The organism is Kocuria himachalensis (genome assembly GCF_054784195.1).
The window spans coordinates 5,194-21,758 of the sequence record NZ_BAAGPL010000031.1 but is presented as its reverse complement, the minus strand read 5'-3'; the positions used below and the strand labels follow the sequence as shown (position 1 = coordinate 21,758).

The 16,565-nt window shown below is 71.1% G+C and carries 13 protein-coding genes and 1 pseudogene; 12 read left to right on the top strand and 2 right to left on the bottom strand.

The genetic code is table 11. The annotated features are described in order from the left end of the window. Positions 1-59: 59 nt before the first annotated feature. From ACYVM4_RS17940 to ACYVM4_RS17910, 7 genes are all read left to right on the top strand, one after another. A complete protein-coding gene (locus tag ACYVM4_RS17940) occupies positions 60-1,568 on the top strand; it encodes a sugar ABC transporter ATP-binding protein (protein WP_460669416.1) in 1,509 nt (502 codons plus the stop codon). Further along, positions 1,568-2,575 (top strand): ABC transporter permease, encoded by a 1,008-nt coding sequence (locus tag ACYVM4_RS17935; protein ID WP_460669415.1) that lies wholly within the window; start codon positions 1,568-1,570, stop codon positions 2,573-2,575. Before ACYVM4_RS17940 ends, ACYVM4_RS17935 begins: the two co-directional genes overlap by 1 nt. Beyond that, positions 2,572-3,669: an ABC transporter permease gene (locus ACYVM4_RS17930; RefSeq protein ID WP_368819888.1), complete on the top strand. Its 1,098-nt coding sequence runs from the start codon at positions 2,572-2,574 to the stop codon at positions 3,667-3,669. The genes ACYVM4_RS17935 and ACYVM4_RS17930 overlap by 4 nt, the downstream gene beginning before the upstream one ends. Further along, entirely contained in the window at positions 3,669-4,901 is a 1,233-nt protein-coding gene (locus tag ACYVM4_RS17925; RefSeq protein ID WP_368819916.1) for a substrate-binding domain-containing protein, read from the top strand. Before ACYVM4_RS17930 ends, ACYVM4_RS17925 begins: the two co-directional genes overlap by 1 nt. Before the next feature lie 100 nt (positions 4,902-5,001). Further along, on the top strand, positions 5,002-5,871 hold the full coding sequence (locus ACYVM4_RS17920; protein WP_460669414.1) for a sugar phosphate isomerase/epimerase family protein: 870 nt from the start codon (positions 5,002-5,004) through the stop codon (positions 5,869-5,871). Then, complete coding sequence (locus tag ACYVM4_RS17915) at positions 5,868-7,013, top strand: Gfo/Idh/MocA family protein (RefSeq protein WP_460669413.1); 1,146 nt, start codon at positions 5,868-5,870, stop codon at positions 7,011-7,013. Before ACYVM4_RS17920 ends, ACYVM4_RS17915 begins: the two co-directional genes overlap by 4 nt. A 45-nt stretch (positions 7,014-7,058) precedes the next feature. Further along, complete coding sequence (locus tag ACYVM4_RS17910; protein ID WP_368819885.1) at positions 7,059-8,060, top strand: sugar phosphate isomerase/epimerase family protein; 1,002 nt, start codon at positions 7,059-7,061, stop codon at positions 8,058-8,060. Between the two features lie 142 nt (positions 8,061-8,202). Here the strand turns inward: ACYVM4_RS17910 and ACYVM4_RS17905 are convergent, their stop codons facing one another. Further along, positions 8,203-8,880, bottom strand: a complete 678-nt coding sequence (locus ACYVM4_RS17905; protein ID WP_460669412.1) for a polysaccharide deacetylase family protein — start codon at positions 8,878-8,880, stop codon at positions 8,203-8,205. A gap of 119 nt (positions 8,881-8,999) precedes the next feature. Here ACYVM4_RS17905 and ACYVM4_RS17900 point away from each other — a divergent pair, with 119 nt between their 5' ends. Continuing rightward, a complete protein-coding gene (locus tag ACYVM4_RS17900) occupies positions 9,000-9,827 on the top strand; it encodes a DUF1206 domain-containing protein (RefSeq protein WP_460669411.1) in 828 nt (275 codons plus the stop codon). Positions 9,828-9,930: 103 nt separating this feature from the next. After that, positions 9,931-10,203: a hypothetical protein gene (locus ACYVM4_RS17895; RefSeq protein ID WP_368819882.1), complete on the top strand. Its 273-nt coding sequence runs from the start codon at positions 9,931-9,933 to the stop codon at positions 10,201-10,203. A 30-nt stretch (positions 10,204-10,233) separates the two neighbouring features. Here the strand turns inward: ACYVM4_RS17895 and ACYVM4_RS17890 are convergent, their stop codons facing one another. Then, the gene (locus tag ACYVM4_RS17890; protein ID WP_460669410.1) at positions 10,234-11,088 is read right to left on the bottom strand and encodes an SDR family oxidoreductase; all 855 of its coding nucleotides are present in this window, start codon (positions 11,086-11,088) and stop codon (positions 10,234-10,236) included. Between the two features lie 191 nt (positions 11,089-11,279). Between ACYVM4_RS17890 and uvrB the strand changes: the two genes are divergently transcribed. The 3 genes and pseudogenes from uvrB (at position 11,280) to ACYVM4_RS17875 (ending at position 16,525) form a co-directional block, all read left to right on the top strand. After that, positions 11,280-13,400: an excinuclease ABC subunit UvrB gene (gene uvrB, locus ACYVM4_RS17885; RefSeq protein ID WP_368819880.1), complete on the top strand. Its 2,121-nt coding sequence runs from the start codon at positions 11,280-11,282 to the stop codon at positions 13,398-13,400. Between the two features lie 275 nt (positions 13,401-13,675). Then, positions 13,676-14,665 (top strand): annotated as a pseudogene (locus tag ACYVM4_RS17880) (TerC family protein); the annotation flags it as partial. A gap of 531 nt (positions 14,666-15,196) precedes the next feature. Further along, positions 15,197-16,525 carry a TerC family protein gene (locus ACYVM4_RS17875; protein ID WP_460669409.1) on the top strand — a complete coding sequence of 443 codons (1,329 nt, stop codon included), beginning with the start codon at positions 15,197-15,199 and terminating at the stop codon, positions 16,523-16,525. The last annotated feature ends 40 nt before the right edge of the window (positions 16,526-16,565 follow it).

The following is a 16,565-nucleotide window of genomic DNA, read 5'->3' as shown; positions in this document are numbered from 1 at the left end:
TGAGAACAGCTTTTGCCGGATCGTCGACAGAAGTGTGTGGCCCGTGTCACAGTGGCCGCATGTACGAGCGTGCGAGCTCCCCGGTGCTGACCGTCACCGGCCTGTCGAAGTCCTACTTCGGGGTGCCGGTGCTCGAGGACGTGGACCTCCGGCTGCACGCGGGCGAGGTGCACGGGCTCGTCGGCGAGAACGGCGCCGGGAAGTCCACCCTGATGAAGGTGCTCGCCGGAGTCCACGACCGGGACGCGGGGACCGTGGAGATCGACGGCACCCCCGTCGAGTTCCACCACCCGACCCAGGCGCACGTGGCCGGGCTGTCGACGGTGTTCCAGGAGTTCAACCTGTTGCCCGACCGCACGGTGGCCGAGAACGTCTTCCTCGGCCGCGAGCCGCGCAGGGGCCTGCTCGTCGACCGGCGAGCCATGAACACGATGACGAGCTCCCTGCTCGAGGACCTGGGCATCACCAGCATCCCGCCGACGACCACCGTGAGCTCGCTGTCCGTGGCCCAGCAGCAGATCGTGGAGATCGCCAAGGCCATCAGCTACGACGCCCGCATCATCTCCATGGACGAGCCGACCGCGGCCCTCGCGGGTCCCGAGGTGGACCTGCTGTACGCGATCATCCGCCGGCTCCGGGAGCGCGGCACCGCCATCCTGTACGTGTCCCACCGGCTGAAGGAGATCTTCGACCTGTGCGACACCATCACGGTCCTCAAGGACGGCCGCGTGGTGGGGACCGAGCCCGCGTCCGCCATGGACGACGCCGCCCTGGTGCGCATGATGGTGGGCCGCCCGATCTCCGCCTACTTCCCGGAGGAGGTGCCCGGCACGGGGGTGGGGCGGGAGCTCCTGAGGATCGACGGCGGGGGCAACGACCAGCTCGACGGCATCGACCTGACGCTGCGCGCGGGGGAGATCGTGGGGGTCGCGGGACTGCAGGGCTCCGGGCGCACGGAACTGGTGGAGGCCGTCTTCGGCGTCCACCCGTTCACCCGCGGGTCCATGGAGCTGGACGGCCGGCCGTACCCGGCCTCTTCGCCCCGGCAGGCCGTCCGGCAGCGCGTCGCCCTGATCACGGAGGACCGCAAGACGCAGGGGCTCAGTCTCGGCCAGTCCATCCTGGACAACGCCCTGGGCGTGATCCGCTCCGTCTTCCCGCGGCGGACCGCCGCGGCCAGGAGGGACGTCCCCGGGGTGCTCTCCTCGCTCGAGGTGGTGGCCCGGGACCTGGACCAGGAGGTGCAGTACCTCTCCGGCGGGAACCAGCAGAAGGTGGTCCTCGCGAAGTGGCTGGCGGTGGACCCGCAGGTCGTGCTGCTCGACGAGCCGACCCGCGGGATCGACGTGGGCGCCAAGATCGCCGTCTACAACCTCATGCGCATGCTCGCCGCCGAGGGCAAGGCCATGCTCATGGTCTCCAGCGAGCTGCCGGAGGTCCTGGGCATGTCCAGCCGGATCGTCGTCATGCGGGACGGCCGGGTCGCCGGCGAGCTCCCGCCGGACGCCACCGAGGAGCAGGTGCTGCAGCTGGCCACCGGCGCCCGCACGGAAGGGGCGAGACCGTGATGACGTTCTCGAGGCTCACGTCCACCCACATCGTCTACCTCGTGGTCCTGCTGACCTTCGTGGTCGGCATGGTGCTGGTCGGCGCCACCGGGCGCAGCTTCGTCAGCGCCGGGAACATCTCCGCGGTCCTCACCGGGACCAGCGTCCTCGGCTTCATCGCGATCGGCCAGACGCTCGTGATCCTGGTGGGGAGCCTCGACCTGTCCGTGCCGTACGTCATCAGCCTCGCGAGCCTGCTCTCGGCGGGGCTCATGGCGAACCAGCCGGGCAACATCCTGGCCGGCGTGGCACTCGCCCTGGTCGTCTCCGCGGGCATCGGCCTGGTCAACGGTCTCGTGGTGTCCGGGCTGAAGGTCCACGGCTTCATCGCCACGCTGGGCACCGGCCTGGTCGTCAGCGGCTATCTCGCCACCAACTACAAGGGCAGCTCGGGGCAGACCCCCGTGGCCTTCCGCCTCATCGGCGCCACGGGCATCGGCCCGGTCCCGGTCTCCACGCTGATCATGCTGGCCTGCGCGGGCGCGGTCCTGCTCATGCTGACCCGCAGCCGGCTGGGCCACCACATGTACGCGGTCGGCGGGGACATCCGGGTCGCTCGGATGTCCGGGATCCAGACCGGCACCCCGATCGTCGCCGCCCACGTCATCTGCTCCGTCATGGCCGGTCTCGCGGGCCTGCTGCTCGCGGCGCGGCTCGGGGTGGGCAGCCCCACCATCGGCTCGCAGGGCGGGTACGACCTGCTCTCCATCGCCGCCGTGGTCCTGGGCGGAACGCTGCTGGCGGGTGGCAAGGGGTCGCTGGTGGGGACGCTGGGCGGTGTCCTGATCTTCGCGATGATCGACAACATCATGAGCGTCATGCAGATCAACCCGTTCCTGAAGGACGTGGTCCGCGGCATCGTGATCGTCGTCGCCGTCGCCGTGTACGCCCGGCGCCGGGTGGTCAGCCGGCCCGCGCGCTTCGACCAGCACCGGAGCGGGCGAACCGAGCAGGAGGTCCCGGCATGAGCGCCGCCGTCACGGACCGGGCCGCGGTCCTGCAGCAGAACCGGTCACCCTGGCACGAGCGGGTGCTGCGCGGTCTGCGGACGCCCGGCGGAGCCGTCTTCGTGCTCCTCGTGGTGCTGCTGGCCGCGGCGATCGCCGTCAACCCGTCCTTCGGCGAACCGGGCTCGCTGATCCGGTTCGTCGGCCGCACGGCGCCGATCGCCATCGCGGCCATCGGGCAGTACTTCGTGATCGTCTCCGGGGAGTTCGACCTGTCCATGGGCTCGGTGGTCACCGCCCAGGTGTTCGTGGCCGGCAACCTCATCGGCCAGGACGACAGCCGGACCGTGCCCGTCCTGGTGCTGATGCTCGTCCTCGGCGCCCTCGTGGGCCTGGTCAACGGGCTGGTCACCACGCTCCTCAAGGTGCCCAGCTTCATCGTGACCCTCGGCACCATGCTCGCCCTGCTGGGCCTGGTGCTCTACTGGACGGGCGGCGCCGCGACGGGGAACCCGGCGGACAGCTTCCGGCAGATCGGCCGCGGCGGCATCCAGGACGTCCCCGTCCTGGGCGTCCTGCCCTATCCGGTCGTCCTGGTGACGGTCGTCGCGGCCGCCGCCTTCTGGCTCATGCGCCGGCCCTACGGCCGCACGCTCGTCGCCGTGGGCGACAACCCCCGGGCCGCCGCCCTGACCGGTGCCCGGGTCTGGTGGGTGCGCACCCGGGCGTTCATGCTCTCCTCCCTGGCCGCGACCGTGGCGGGGATCATCCTGGTGGGCTACGCCGGGGTGCACCCCTCCGTGGGGCGCGGCTACGAGTTCACGGCCATCACCGCGGTCGTCCTCGGCGGCGTCGTGCTGGGCGGCGGGCGCGGCTGGGTGCTCTCCGCGGCCGCCGGCGCCTTCGCCCTCGAGACGCTCTTCGCGCTCCTGAACTTCCTGGGCGTCCAGTCGACCTGGCGGGACACCGTCCAGGGCGCGATCATCATCCTCGCCGTCGCCGCCGGCACCCAGACGTGGAAGCGCCGCCGGCGCGGCCGGACCGCAGCGGCGCAGGAGCCGAGACGTGCCATCGCAGCACCGCCCACCCCGGGCACCGACGAGGAAGGAACATGATGCGCCGAAGCATCCAGTCAAAGGTCACCGTGGTGGCAGCGGCAGCGCTGCTGGGGCTGACCGCCTGCACCACCGATTCGTCGATGGAGGAGCCGCCGCCCGCCGAGACCGGAGGGGCGTCCGCGGCCGCCACACCGGCCCCGGAGGGCGGTGACGAGTGGTTCGACCAGGCGGAGTACGACCGGCAGCTCGAGCAGCGCTCGGCCTCCTTCGAGGGGGACCCGGAGCGGCCCTGGACCCAGTACATCGACGGGGAGACGACCGCCACGGGGGAGTTCGCCGCCGACGGCCCGCAGAAGGTGTGCTTCTCCAACGCCTCCATCTCCAACCCCTGGCGTCAGACCGGGTGGATCACCATGAACGAGCAGCTCAAGGTGCTCCAGGACTCCGGGGTGATCTCCGAGATGGAGACCCGTGACGCCCAGGACGACGACAACACGCAGATCGCCGACATCGACTACTTCATCGCCGAGGGCGAGTGCGACGGGTTCATCATCTCGCCGAACTCCACCGCCGCCCTGACGCCCGCCGTGGAGCGCGCGTGCGAGACCGGCAAACCGGTGGTGGTCTTCGACCGCGGGGTGCAGACCGACTGCGCGACGACGTTCATCCACCCCATCGGCGGCTTCGCCTGGGGCATCGACTCGGCGAACTTCCTGGTCGACAACCTGCAGGAGGGCGACAAGGTGGTGGCCCTGCGCATCCTCCCGGGCGTCGACGTCCTGGAGCAGCGCTGGGCCGCGGCCGAGCGGATCTTCGAGGAGAAGGGGATCGAGGCGACGGACTACTTCACCGGGGCCGACCCCACCGAGATCAAGAAGATCATCTCCGACGAGCTCGCCACCGGGGACGTGCAGGGCGTGTGGATGGACGCCGGTGACGGCGCCGTCGCCGCCATCGAGGCGTTCGAGGACGCGGGCGCGGACTACCCGGTGATGACCGGAGAGGACGAGATGAGCTTCCTGCGCAAGTGGGAGGACACCGGCCTGACCGGCCTCGCCCCGGTGTACTCAAACTTCCAGTGGCGCACCCCGCTGCTGGCGCTCGAGCAGATCTTCGCCGGCGAGGACGTCCCCGCCGAGTGGGTCCTGCCGCAGGAGCCCATCACCGAGGACCAGCGGGCGGATTTCCTCGCCGACAACGAGGGGATGCCGGACGGCCACTACGCGAAGTTCGGCGGCGAGGACCTGCCGGGCTACCCCGACGTCTGGCGGGACCGCGTCATCCCCTGACCCGCACGACCACGCCCTGCCCGCCACCGGCCCGGTCCCGGGAGCTCCCGGCGGCGGGCAGGGCGCCATCCACGACAGTCCACCGAGAGGAGGCAGGCCCGTGCAGCGCTTGATCGGCGTCAACACCTGGGTGTGGGAGTCCCCGCTCACCGACTCGAACCTGCCCCCGCTGCTGGGGAAGATCGCGGACATGGGCTTCGACGCCGTCGAGCTCCCGCTGGAGAACGTCGGCGACCTCTCGGCCGGGGCAGTGCGGGACGCGCTCGCCGGGCTCAGGCCGTTCGTCATCGGCGCCATGGCGCCCGGACGGGAACTGGTCCTGGCGGACGACGCCGTGATCGCCCGGACCCAGCGCTACCTCAGGGCCTGCATCCAGCTGGCCCACGACGTCGGCGCACCGGCCGTGTGCGGGCCCTTCTACGCGCACACGGGACGGCTGTGGCGGATGGACGCGGCGGAGCGCGCGGACGCGTACGCGCAGCTGCGGCGCAACCTGGCACCGCTGGCCGCCGAGGCCGAGGCCGCCGGGGTCGTCCTGGGCATCGAACCGCTCAACCGCTACGAGACGTCCCTGATCAACACCACCGCACAGGCGCTCGACGCCCTCGGGCCGCTGCTCGGCCACGGTGTGGGCCTGGCCCTGGACACCTACCACCTGCACATCGAGGAGCGCTCCTCCGCCGACGCCGTCCGGGCGGCCGGCGAGCACCTCGTGCACGTCCAGGTCTGCGGCAACGACCGGGGAGCCCCCGGCGGGGACCAGACGGACTGGACGGGCATCTTCGACGCCCTGGACGCCGTGGGCTACACCGGCGCCCTCACCATCGAGAGCTTCACCGCCCTCAACGCCAGCATCGCCACCGCCGCCTCGATCTGGCGGCCCCTGGCGGAGACCCAGGACCAGCTCGCGGAGCACGGACTGGCGTTCCTGCGCTCGACCGGCGCCCGGTCCCCAGGAGGACAGCCATGACCACCACCGTGCCCGACCCTGCCGCCCTGGGCGTCGCCGTGCTCGGCTACTCCTTCATGGGCAAGGCCCACTCCAACGCGTGGCGCAACGTCAACGCCTTCTACCCCACGCCCCGCGTGGCGCAGAAGGTGCTGGTGGGCCGGGACGCCGGGCACGTGGCCGAGGCCGCACGGCGGTACGGCTGGGAGGAGAGCGGCACCGACTGGCGGTCGGTGCTGGAACGGGACGACATCCACGTCGTCGACATCTGCACGCCCGGTCACCTGCACGCCGACATGGCCGTGGCCGCCCTCGAGGCCGGCAAGCACGTGCTCGTGGAGAAGCCGCTGGCCAACACGGTGGCCGAGGCCGAGCGGATGGTGGCCGCCGCGGCGGCGGCCCGGGCCCGCGGCGTCCGGTCCATGGTGGGCTTCAACTACCGCCGGGTGCCGGCCCTGGCGCTGGCCCGGGAGCTGATCGCGGACGGCCGCGTGGGCCGGGTCCGGCAGGTCCGGGTCAGCTACCTCCAGGACTGGCTCGCCGACGAGCACGCGCCCATGACGTGGCGCCTGCGCCGGGAGACCGCCGGGTCCGGGGCGCTGGGCGATCTCGCCTCGCACGCCGTCGACCAGGTGCGCTTCCTCCTGGACTCGCCGGTCACGTCCGTCTCCGGGACGGTCACCACGTTCGTCCCGACCCGGGAGGGCGCGGCCGGCCCCGAGCCGGTGACGGTCGACGACGCCGCCTGGGCCACCCTGCGCACCGCCTCCGGGGCCGTGGTCAGCCTGGAGGTCTCCCGCTGCGCCACCGGCCGCAAGAACGCCCTCGAGATCGAGGTCTACGGATCGCGGGGCGGACTGCGCTTCGACCTCGAGCGGCTGAACGAGCTGCACCTGTTCGACACCGCCGCGGCGCCGGACACCCAGGGCTACAACCGGATCCTCGTCACCGAGGACACCCACCCCTACGTGGGGGCGTGGTGGCCGGCCGGACACGTCCTCGGCTGGGACCACACGTTCACCAGCCAGGCCGCCGACCTCCTGCGGGCCATCGACACGGGGACCCCGCCCGCCCCCGGGTTCGAGGACGGCCTGGAGGTCCAGCGGGTGCTCGGCGCCGTGACGGACAGCGCGGCGCGGTCCGGCGCCACCGTCCACCTCTGACCCCGGACCAGCGGAGAACCGCTCTCCCCGACCCGAAGGACTCCCATGGGACACCACCGCTACACGCTGTTCACCGGCCAGTGGGCCGACCTCCCGCTCGAGGAGGTCGCGGAACTCGCCGCCGGCTGGGGCTACGACGGTCTGGAGATCGCCGTCTCCGGCGAGCACCTCGACGCCTGGCGGTGGGACGACGACGCCTACGTCCGGGACCGGCTCGACATCCTCGAGCGCCACGGTCTCGGGGTGTGGGCCATCTCCAACCACCTCAAGGGACAGGCGGTCTGCGACGACCCCATCGACTTCCGGCACGAGTCCATCGTGGGGCCCCGGGTGTGGGGCGATGGATCGCCCGAGGGAGTGCGCGCCCGTGCCGCCGAGGAGATGCAGCTGACGGCACGGCTCGCGCGGAAGCTGGGCGTGGACACGGTGGTCGGCTTCACCGGGTCCTCCGTCTGGCAGTACGTGGCGATGTTCCCGCCGGTCTCCCAGGACGTGATCGATGCGGGCTACCAAGACTTCGCCGACCGGTGGAACCCGATCCTGGACGTCTTCGACGAGTGCGGGGTGCGCTTCGCCCACGAGGTCCACCCCTCCGAGATCGCCTACGACTACTGGTCCACGCACCGGGCGCTGGAGGCCATCGGCCACCGCGAGGCCTTCGGGCTGAACTGGGACCCCAGCCACTTCCTGTGGCAGCAGATCGACCCGGTGGCGTTCATCTCGGACTTCGCGGACCGGATCTACCACGTGGACTGCAAGGACACGAAGATGCGGATGGGCGGGGGGCGCAACGGGATCCTGTCCTCCCACCTGCCCTGGGGCGACCCCCGCCGCGGCTGGGACTTCGTCTCGACCGGCCGGGGCGACGTGCCGTGGGAGGACAGCTTCCGCGCCCTCACCGCCATCGGCTACGACGGCCCCGTGTCCGTGGAGTGGGAGGACGCCGGCATGGACCGCCTCCGGGGCGCCCCCGAGGCCCTGGCGTTCCTGAAGCGCTTCGACTTCGCGCCCTCCGGCGCCTCGTTCGACGCCGCCTTCAAGCAGTAGCCCGGGTCAGCCGGCCGGTCGCCTGGACACGGGCCGGCCACGGGCGCACGAGGGGGTTCTGCACCTCAGGAGGAGCCGTGGGCGGGGCCGGCCGACAGGCGACGACGGCGGCCGGCCCCGCGGACGGCGCGCAGCGGTGGTCCTAGCCGGGTCGGGCCGGCTTGTCGAAGCGCCAGCCGTCGGCCTTGAGCTGGGGGATCACCTGGTCCACGGCCTCGCCGGTCTGGTTGCGGTCGCCGCCGCCGCCGTGGAGGAGGACCACGGCCCCGGGCGTGACGCCCTCCTCGATGCGGCGCACGAGCTCGGCCGTGCCCGGCGGGGCCCAGTCGCCGACGGCCAGCTGCCAGCCCAGCGGCTGCATGCCGAGCCCGGCCGCGACCTCGGGGGTCCGGCCCCAGCTGCCGTAGGGCGCCCCGAAGTAGTCGATCCGTGCTCCGGGCACGGCGTCGCGGATGGCCGCACTGGTCTGCTCCAGGTCCTCGCGGATGGCCTCGGTGTCCCAGCCGCTCATGTCGTCGTGGTGCATCGTGTGGTTGCACAGCCGGTGCCCGGCTGCGGCGCTCAGGTGGACGACGTCGGGGTGCTGCCGCACGTGGTCGCCCCACAGGCAGAAGGTCGCCTTGACGTGGTGCTTCTTCAGCACGGCCAGCAGCCGGGGCGTGCTGACGGGATCGGGGCCGTCGTCGAAGGTCAGGCTGACGTACTGGCCGTCGTGGACCGTGGAGTCCACGATCGCGGGCGTCGCCTGGTCGGCCTGGGCCGGCAGGGCGGTGGCCACGGTCGCGGAGACCGCGGTGACCAGGACCGCGGCGCCGGCCACGACGCGGCGTGCGGCGGGGACGGCAGCGGGCGCGCGCTCCGTCCGGTGTCAGCCGAACGGCGTCGTGGACACCGGCGGTCCACAGGCGGACGATGGAGTTCCGAACCGCAGGAGGAACCATGGGCGAGGTCGGCCGGAAGGCCACGAGGGCGGCCAACGCCGCGGACGACGCGACGGACTCCCGCGGGTTCATCCTTGCGGCCCGCGCCGGATACGTGGCGTCGGGTCTGCTGCACGTCATGATCGGGATCATCGCGGTGCGCGTCGCCACCGGCGGCTCGGGCTCCGCGGACCAGTCGGGCGCGGTCGCCGCGCTCGCCGGCAGCCCGGGCGGCACGGTCCTGCTGTGGGCGTGCTTCCTCGGCTGCGCGGCGCTCGCCGTCTTCCTGCTCAGCGAGGTGTTCTTCGGCGCGACGCAGCAATCGGACCGGGAGCGGCTCAAGCACCGCCTCAAGATGGTCGGCCAGGCGCTCGCCTACGGCGCGATCGGCGCCGTGTTCGGGACCTACGCCCTCGGGGGCTCGAGCGACAGCAGCCAGTCCACCCAGTCGATGAGTGCCCGGCTCATGGCGCACCCGGCCGGCACGGTGCTGCTGATCGCCGTGGGACTGGGGCTCGTCGTCGCCGGTGCCTTCTTCGTCCACCGGGGCATGACGAGATCCTTCCGGGAGAACCTGACGAGCCTGCCGCCGGGCACGGCCGGATCGGCCGTGGTGTGGCTAGGCACGGCCGGCTACGTGGCCAAGGGCATCGCGCTGGCCGTGCTCGGCGCGCTCCTCGTCCTGGCCGCGGCGCGGAGCGACCCCGAGCAGTCGACGGGTCTGGACGGCGCGCTCAAGAGCCTCCAGGAGCAGCCCTTCGGGGCGTGGATCCTCGGGGCCGTGGCCCTGGGTCTCATTGGCTACGGGGCGTTCATGGTGGTCCGGGCCAAGTTCCAGCGGATGTGACGCCGCCCGGGGCGTCCGGGGCAACTGATCGATCGGCCTTCGCCGTCCGCGGCACGAGGAATAGAATGGTGCCCATCCGCATCGCGGTCACCGGGGGGACGCCATGTCCGAAGAGCAGCACACCGTCAACGAGGACGCGCCGTCGTCGGGCTACCGCCTGCTGGACCGGCTGAACCAGATCGCCCTCAGGATCTACGGGGCGGCCGATCGCGTCCCGCCGGAGACCCACGGCGCGGAGGAGAGCGCACGGGCCCACGCCTGGTACGAGGAGTGCCAGAAGCACTTCGTGATCGAGAAGGACGAGCACGGCAACGAGTACCTCTACCACCGTGACGACTCCCGCGGCGGTCCCCGGGCCGGGACCTCCCGCAACTGACGGGCCGCAGGGCCGCGGCGGACGGGCGCCTCAGCGCATCGCGCGCAGCGCGTCGACCAGCGGAGTGGTGTGCCGGCCGAGCAGCCGCGACAGGTCCCCGGTGACGAGGTCCAGGGCGCCGTCCTCGATGTTGGCGTCCAGGGCCACCAGGAACCGCGCGGTGTCCTCGTCCACGCCGGTCCGCTCGAGCTCCGCCAGGTGCTGCTCGGGCGTGAGGCGCCGGTAGGTCACCTCCCGGTCCAGGACCTTGGTGAGCGCGGCGGCGAGCTCGTCGAAGCTCCACGCCACGTCCCCGGAGAGCTCGTAGGTCTGCCCGGCGTGGCCGTCCTGGGCGAGGACCGCGGCGATCGCCTCCGCGTAGTCCTCGCGGGTGGCGCTGGCCACCCGGCCGTCCCCGGCGCTGGCCAGGACCACGCCGGTGGTCTCCGCGTGCCGCAGGGCCGGCTCGAAGTTCTCGGTGTACCAGCCGTTGCGCACGATCGTGTAGGGGAGCCCGGAGTCGGCGATCGCCTGCTCCGTGGCCAGGTGCTCGTCCGCGAGCAGCAGCTTCCCGCGGTCGGCCCCGAGGGCGCTGGTGTAGACGAGGCGGGAGACCCCGGCGCGGACGGCGGCGTCGACCGCGTTCCGGTGCTGGGGCACGCGCACGCCCACCTCGCTGCTGGAGACCAGCAGGACCGTGTCCGCCCCCGCGAACGCCTCGTCGAGGGTCGCGGGGTCGGTGTAGTCGACCCGGACCGTGGCCAGGTCCAGCTCCCGGAGGGCGCCGAGCTTGTCCTCGTTGCGGCCGGCGGCCACGAGGTCCGGCAGCGGCACGTCCAGGCGCAGGAGGGAGCTGATGACGTGGCGGCCCAGCTGGCCGGTGGCGCCGGTGATGACGATCGACACGGTGTTCCTCTCGATGGTGGCCCGGCGGCGGCCCGCGGGCTCCGGCGGCGTCCCGCCGGGCGCGGCGGTGTGCCCTGTGCAACGGGCGCCGCCCGCGGCGTATTTCCGGCCGGCGGTCCCGGCGGCCGCGGGGCCGATCGCCTCCGGAGGAACACGGGTCCCGTGTCCGGGGCGGCGCGTAGCCTGGTGCCATGAGCCTCGCCCAGAAGATCAACCGTGTCGTCGCCCCCTTCGAGGTCATCTCCGACTACGTGCCCGCCGGCGACCAGCCCAAGGCCATCGAGGAGCTCGCCGCGAGGATCGAGGCCGGGGAGAAGGACGTCGTGCTGCTCGGCGCCACCGGCACCGGCAAGTCCGCGACCGCCGCGTGGCTCATCGAGCGGGTCCAGCGCCCGACCCTCGTCATGGTGCAGAACAAGACGCTCGCCGCGCAGCTCGCGAACGAGTTGCGCGAGCTGCTGCCCAACAACGCCGTCGAGTACTTCGTCTCCTACTACGACTACTACCAGCCCGAGGCCTACGTCCCGCAGACGGACACCTTCATCGAGAAGGACTCGTCCATCAACGAGGAGGTCGAGCGGCTGCGGCACTCCGCGACCAACGCCCTGCTGACCCGGCGCGACGTCATCGTGGTCGCCACCGTGTCCTGCATCTACGGCCTGGGCACCCCCGAGGAGTACGTGGCGCAGATGGTGACGCTGCGCCGGGGGGAGGAGATGGACCGCGACGAGCTGCTGCGCCGGTTCGTGCACATGCAGTACGCGCGCAACGACGTCGACTTCCACCGCGGCACGTTCCGCGTGCGGGGGGACACCGTGGAGATCATCCCGATGTACGAGGAGCACGCGGTCCGCGTGGAGTTCTTCGGCGACGAGATCGAGTCCATCTACACCCTCCACCCGCTCACCGGGGAGATCATCCGCGAGGAGACCGAGATGTACGTCTTCCCCGCCTCCCACTACGTGGCCGGCGCGGACCGGATGGCCACGGCCGTGAAGTCCATCGAGGACGAGCTCGCCGCGCGGCTGAAGGAGCTGGAGTCCCAGAACAAGCTCGTCGAGGCCCAGCGGCTGCGCATGCGCACCACCTACGACCTCGAGATGATGGAGCAGATGGGCTACTGCAACGGCATCGAGAACTACTCCCTGCACATCGACGGCCGTCCCCGCGGGTCCGCCCCGCACTGCCTCATCGACTACTTCCCCGACGACTTCCTGCTGGTGGTCGACGAGTCCCACGTGACGATCCCGCAGATCGGCGGCATGTACGAGGGGGACATGTCCCGCAAGCGCACCCTCGTGGAGCACGGCTTCCGGCTGCCCTCCGCGATGGACAACCGCCCGCTGAAGTGGGACGAATTCCTGGGGCGCATCGGCCAGACCGTCTACCTCTCGGCCACGCCGGGCAAGTACGAGCTCTCCCAGGCGGACGGCTACGTGGAGCAGATCATCCGGCCCACCGGGCTGATCGACCCCGAGGTGGTCGTCAAGCCCACCAAGGGGCAGATCGACGACCTCCTCGACGAGATCAACGTGCGGGTCGAGCGGGACGAGCGCGTGCTCGTCACCACCCTCACCAAGCGCATGGCCGAGGACCTCACCGAGTACCTCATGGAGCACGGGGTCAAGGTCCAGTACCTGCACTCCGACGTCGACACCCTCCGCCGCGTGGAGCTGCTGCGCGAGCTGCGGATGGGCACGTTCGACGTCCTCGTCGGCATCAACCTGCTCCGGGAGGGACTGGACCTGCCCGAGGTGTCGCTGGTGGCGATCCTGGACGCCGACAAGGAGGGCTTCCTGCGCTCCACGACCTCGCTCATCCAGACCATCGGCCGTGCCGCCCGCAACGTCTCGGGCCAGGTGCACATGTACGCCGACCGGATCACCGACTCAATGGCCACGGCCATCGAGGAGACGAACCGGCGCCGGGAGATCCAGGTCGCCTACAACACGGAGCACGGGATCGACCCGCAGCCCCTGCGGAAGAAGATCGCGGACATCACCGACCAGCTCCAGCGCGAGGAGGAGGACACCCGCGAGCTGCTCGCCCGGCGCGCCGCCGCCGGCAAGAAGACCGCCCCGACCGGGGCGAGGGGCGGGCGGGACGCCGTGGCGGCCGCGGAGGACAAGCTGCGCCAGGACGGGTTCGCGGCCGCGCCGGCGGAGGACCTCGTGGACCTCATCGCCCAGATGACGGAGCAGATGCAGGCCGCGGCCGCGGAGCTGCAGTTCGAGCTCGCCGGCCGGATCCGCGACGAGCTCTCGGACCTGAAGAAGGAGCTGCGGCAGATGCAGCAGGCCGGGCACGCCTGAGCCCGGACGGCGCCGGACGGGCTCCGGGCGCAACACGTTCCCGGTGTTCTCCCAGGGTCCGATAGACTGCTCCCCGCGTAGGGGAGTATCCCTCAGCGTTGCGGACGTCAGCACGTCGGGCCACGGGCCCGGCCGGGCGCAACGGTCGGCCTCGGCATGCGGGCTCCGGCCCGGCCGAGGCGGCGGAGAGACTTGCGGCTCATTCCGGCGCCCTCACCACCACGTCAGCAGACGCGGTGGGCGGGGCGCCGCCACCTCGAAGCGAAAGTACTCGCGTGCACACACAACTACCAGCGTGGTTCGAGATCGGCTCGTTCGTCGTCCTCGGGCTCATCCTGCTCTTCGACCTGATCATCGTCGCCAGGCGCCCCCACGAACCCTCCATGAAGGAGGCGGGCATCTGGGTGGCCATCTACGTGGCCCTCGCGCTCGTCTTCGGCGGCCTGATGTTCGCCTTCGCAGGAGTGGAGCCGGGCACCCAGTTCATCGCCGGCTGGATCACGGAGTACAGCCTCAGCATCGACAACCTCTTCGTGTTCATCGTGATCATGACCCGCTTCGCGGTGCCGCGGAAGTACCAGCAGGAGGTGCTGATGGTGGGCATCATCATCGCGCTGGTCCTGCGCGGGATCTTCATCCTGCTGGGCGCCACGATCATCGCCAACTTCTCGTGGGTCTTCTACATCTTCGGCGTCTTCCTGCTGTGGACCGCCTACCACCAGGCCAAGGACGACGGCGAGGACGAGTCGGAGGAGAACGCCGTCATCCGCAAGCTCCGCACGGTGGTGCCCATGACGGAGCAGTACGACGGCAACAAGCTGCGCACCGTCGTGGACGGCAAGAAGGTGTTCACGCCGATGCTCGTCGTCTTCGTGACGATCGGTCTCACCGACCTGATGTTCGCCTTCGACTCCATCCCGGCGATCTTCGGCCTCACCCAGAGCCCGTTCATCGTGTTCACGGCCAACATCTTCGCGCTGATGGGTCTGCGCCAGCTCTACTTCCTGCTGGGCGGGCTCATGGAGCGGCTCATCTACCTCAAGCACGGCCTGTCCCTGATCCTCGCGTTCATCGGCGTGAAGCTCATCCTGCACGCCATGCACGAGAACGAGCTTCCCTTCATCAACGGGGGTGAGCACATCGAGTGGGCCCCCGAGATCCCGACCTTCGTCTCCCTCGGGGTCATCGTGGCCATCATCGTGGTCGCCACCGTCGCCTCCATGGTCAGCCCGAAGGGCCGCGCCGCGCACGCCGTCGCCGAGCTGCACCGGGCCATCGAGGTCTACCGAGGCATCCCCGAGGGCACCCCCACCACGGAGATCCGCCTCGTGCAGGCCGAGCTCGTCAAGAAGCACCACGCGGCGCGCGGCGCCGCCGAGCGCTCCTCCGTGGAGCTCCCCGACCTGCACGAGCACACGGGCAAGACCGCGGACGAGCACCATGTCGAGAGCCAGGGCGAGACGCGCTCCGAGCAGGACCTCACGACCGGTGAGCCCGGCGAGAACGGCCCGCGCCGGCCCCTGGTCTGATCGCACCGGACCGCCGAGGGGGTCGCGACGACAAGGGGCCTGACACGCCGGACGGTGTGTCAGGCCCCTCGCCGTCCGTGGGCCCGGACGGATCCGTATACACTGGACGGAGCCTAGGGGAGTATCCCTCAGCGTTGTGGACGTCAGCACGTCGGGCCCCAGCCCGGCCGGACACAGCGGCCGAACCCGACGTGGTGGACCCGACCGGTCCTGCCCGGGTGGCGGAGAGACTTACGGCGTCCCGTACGCGACCCCGAAAGTAGGACCATGGAAGTCTCATCCACCGTCTGGATCGTCACGATCGCGGCCATCGTCGGCCTGCTGCTCTTCGACTACGTATTCCACGTGCGCAAGGCCCACGAGCCCGAGCTGAAGGAAGCCGCCATCTGGTCGGCGATCTACGTGGGCCTCGCCCTCCTCTTCGGCCTGTTCGTCCTCATCGAGTGGGGCGGGCGCTACGCCGGCGAGTACTACGCCGGGTACATCACGGAGAAGGCGCTGTCCGTCGACAACCTCTTCGTCTTCCTCATCATCATGGCCTCCTTCAAGGTCCCGCGGGCGGACCAGCAGAAGGTGCTGCTGTTCGGCATCACGTTCGCCCTGATCGCCCGCACCGCCCTGATCTTCGTGGGCGCCGCCGCCATCAACGCGTGGGCCTGGGTGTTCTACCTCTTCGGCCTGATCCTGCTGCTGACGGCGGGCTCGCTGATCAAGGGGGAGCTCTCCGAGTCCAGCCACGACGAGGCGGACAACTTCGTGGTCCGGCTGGCCAAGCGGTTCATCCACACCACGGACCACTACGACGGCGACAAGCTGTTCACCGTCCACAACGGCAAGCGCGCCATGACCCCCATGCTGCTGGTCATGGTCGCCATCGGCGGCACCGACGTCCTCTTCGCCCTGGACTCCATCCCGGCGATCTTCGGCCTGACCCAGGAGACCTACCTGGTGTTCACGGCCGTGGCGTTCTCCCTGATGGGCCTGCGCCAGCTGTACTTCCTCATCGACGGGCTGCTGGACCGGCTCATCTACCTCTCCTGGGGCCTGGCGATCATCCTCGCCTTCATCGGGATCAAGCTCATCATCCACGCCCTGCACGAGAACAGCCTGGCGTTCATCAACAACGGCGAGCACGTGGAGGTCGTCGAGGTGACGATCGGCATGTCCCTGACCGTGATCCTCGGCGTCCTGGTGCTCACCGTCCTCGCGTCCCTGTACAGCCCGAAGGGCCGCGCCCTGCGGGTGCTCAACGGCCTGCAGACGGTCGCCGAGAAGTACGTGACCCTGCCCCAGGACGCCAGTGCCGGGGAGCGCCGGAAGCTCGCCGACAAGGCCGCCAAGTACCAGCGGCAGATGCCGAAGATCTCCGACAAGCACCGCGAGGAGCTGCTCGAGTCCGAGAAGCACTTCCGCGAGCTGCTGGACCGGGCCCGCGGCAAGCACCGCGAGTTCGAGCGCACCGGGGTGGCCCCCGAGCCGGACGCCGTGCCGGAGCCGGAGGCCGAGGCCCTCTCCGGTGCCCGCTCCGACACCCGGGACGCGGCCGGCACCACGACGCCGGACGCTCCCCGCGACGGCGGCAGCTCCGCCGTCTGAGCATCCGCTCCCGGTGCCCCGCGCACCGGGAGCAGGAGCC

Excerpts from the sequence above, each read along its gene's own strand:
- ACYVM4_RS17940 (WP_460669416.1), top strand. The coding sequence starts at position 60 with ATGTACGAGCGTGCGAGCTCCCCGGTGCTGACCGTCACCGGCCTGTCG.
- ACYVM4_RS17935 (WP_460669415.1), top strand. The coding sequence starts at position 1,568 with ATGACGTTCTCGAGGCTCACGTCCACCCACATCGTCTACCTCGTGGTC.
- ACYVM4_RS17930 (WP_368819888.1), top strand. The coding sequence starts at position 2,572 with ATGAGCGCCGCCGTCACGGACCGGGCCGCGGTCCTGCAGCAGAACCGG.
- ACYVM4_RS17925 (WP_368819916.1), top strand. The coding sequence starts at position 3,669 with ATGCGCCGAAGCATCCAGTCAAAGGTCACCGTGGTGGCAGCGGCAGCG.
- ACYVM4_RS17915 (WP_460669413.1), top strand. The coding sequence starts at position 5,868 with ATGACCACCACCGTGCCCGACCCTGCCGCCCTGGGCGTCGCCGTGCTC.
- ACYVM4_RS17910 (WP_368819885.1), top strand. The coding sequence starts at position 7,059 with ATGGGACACCACCGCTACACGCTGTTCACCGGCCAGTGGGCCGACCTC.
- ACYVM4_RS17900 (WP_460669411.1), top strand. The coding sequence starts at position 9,000 with ATGGGCGAGGTCGGCCGGAAGGCCACGAGGGCGGCCAACGCCGCGGAC.
- ACYVM4_RS17895 (WP_368819882.1), top strand. The coding sequence starts at position 9,931 with ATGTCCGAAGAGCAGCACACCGTCAACGAGGACGCGCCGTCGTCGGGC.
- uvrB (WP_368819880.1), top strand. The coding sequence starts at position 11,280 with ATGAGCCTCGCCCAGAAGATCAACCGTGTCGTCGCCCCCTTCGAGGTC.
- ACYVM4_RS17875 (WP_460669409.1), top strand. The coding sequence starts at position 15,197 with ATGGAAGTCTCATCCACCGTCTGGATCGTCACGATCGCGGCCATCGTC.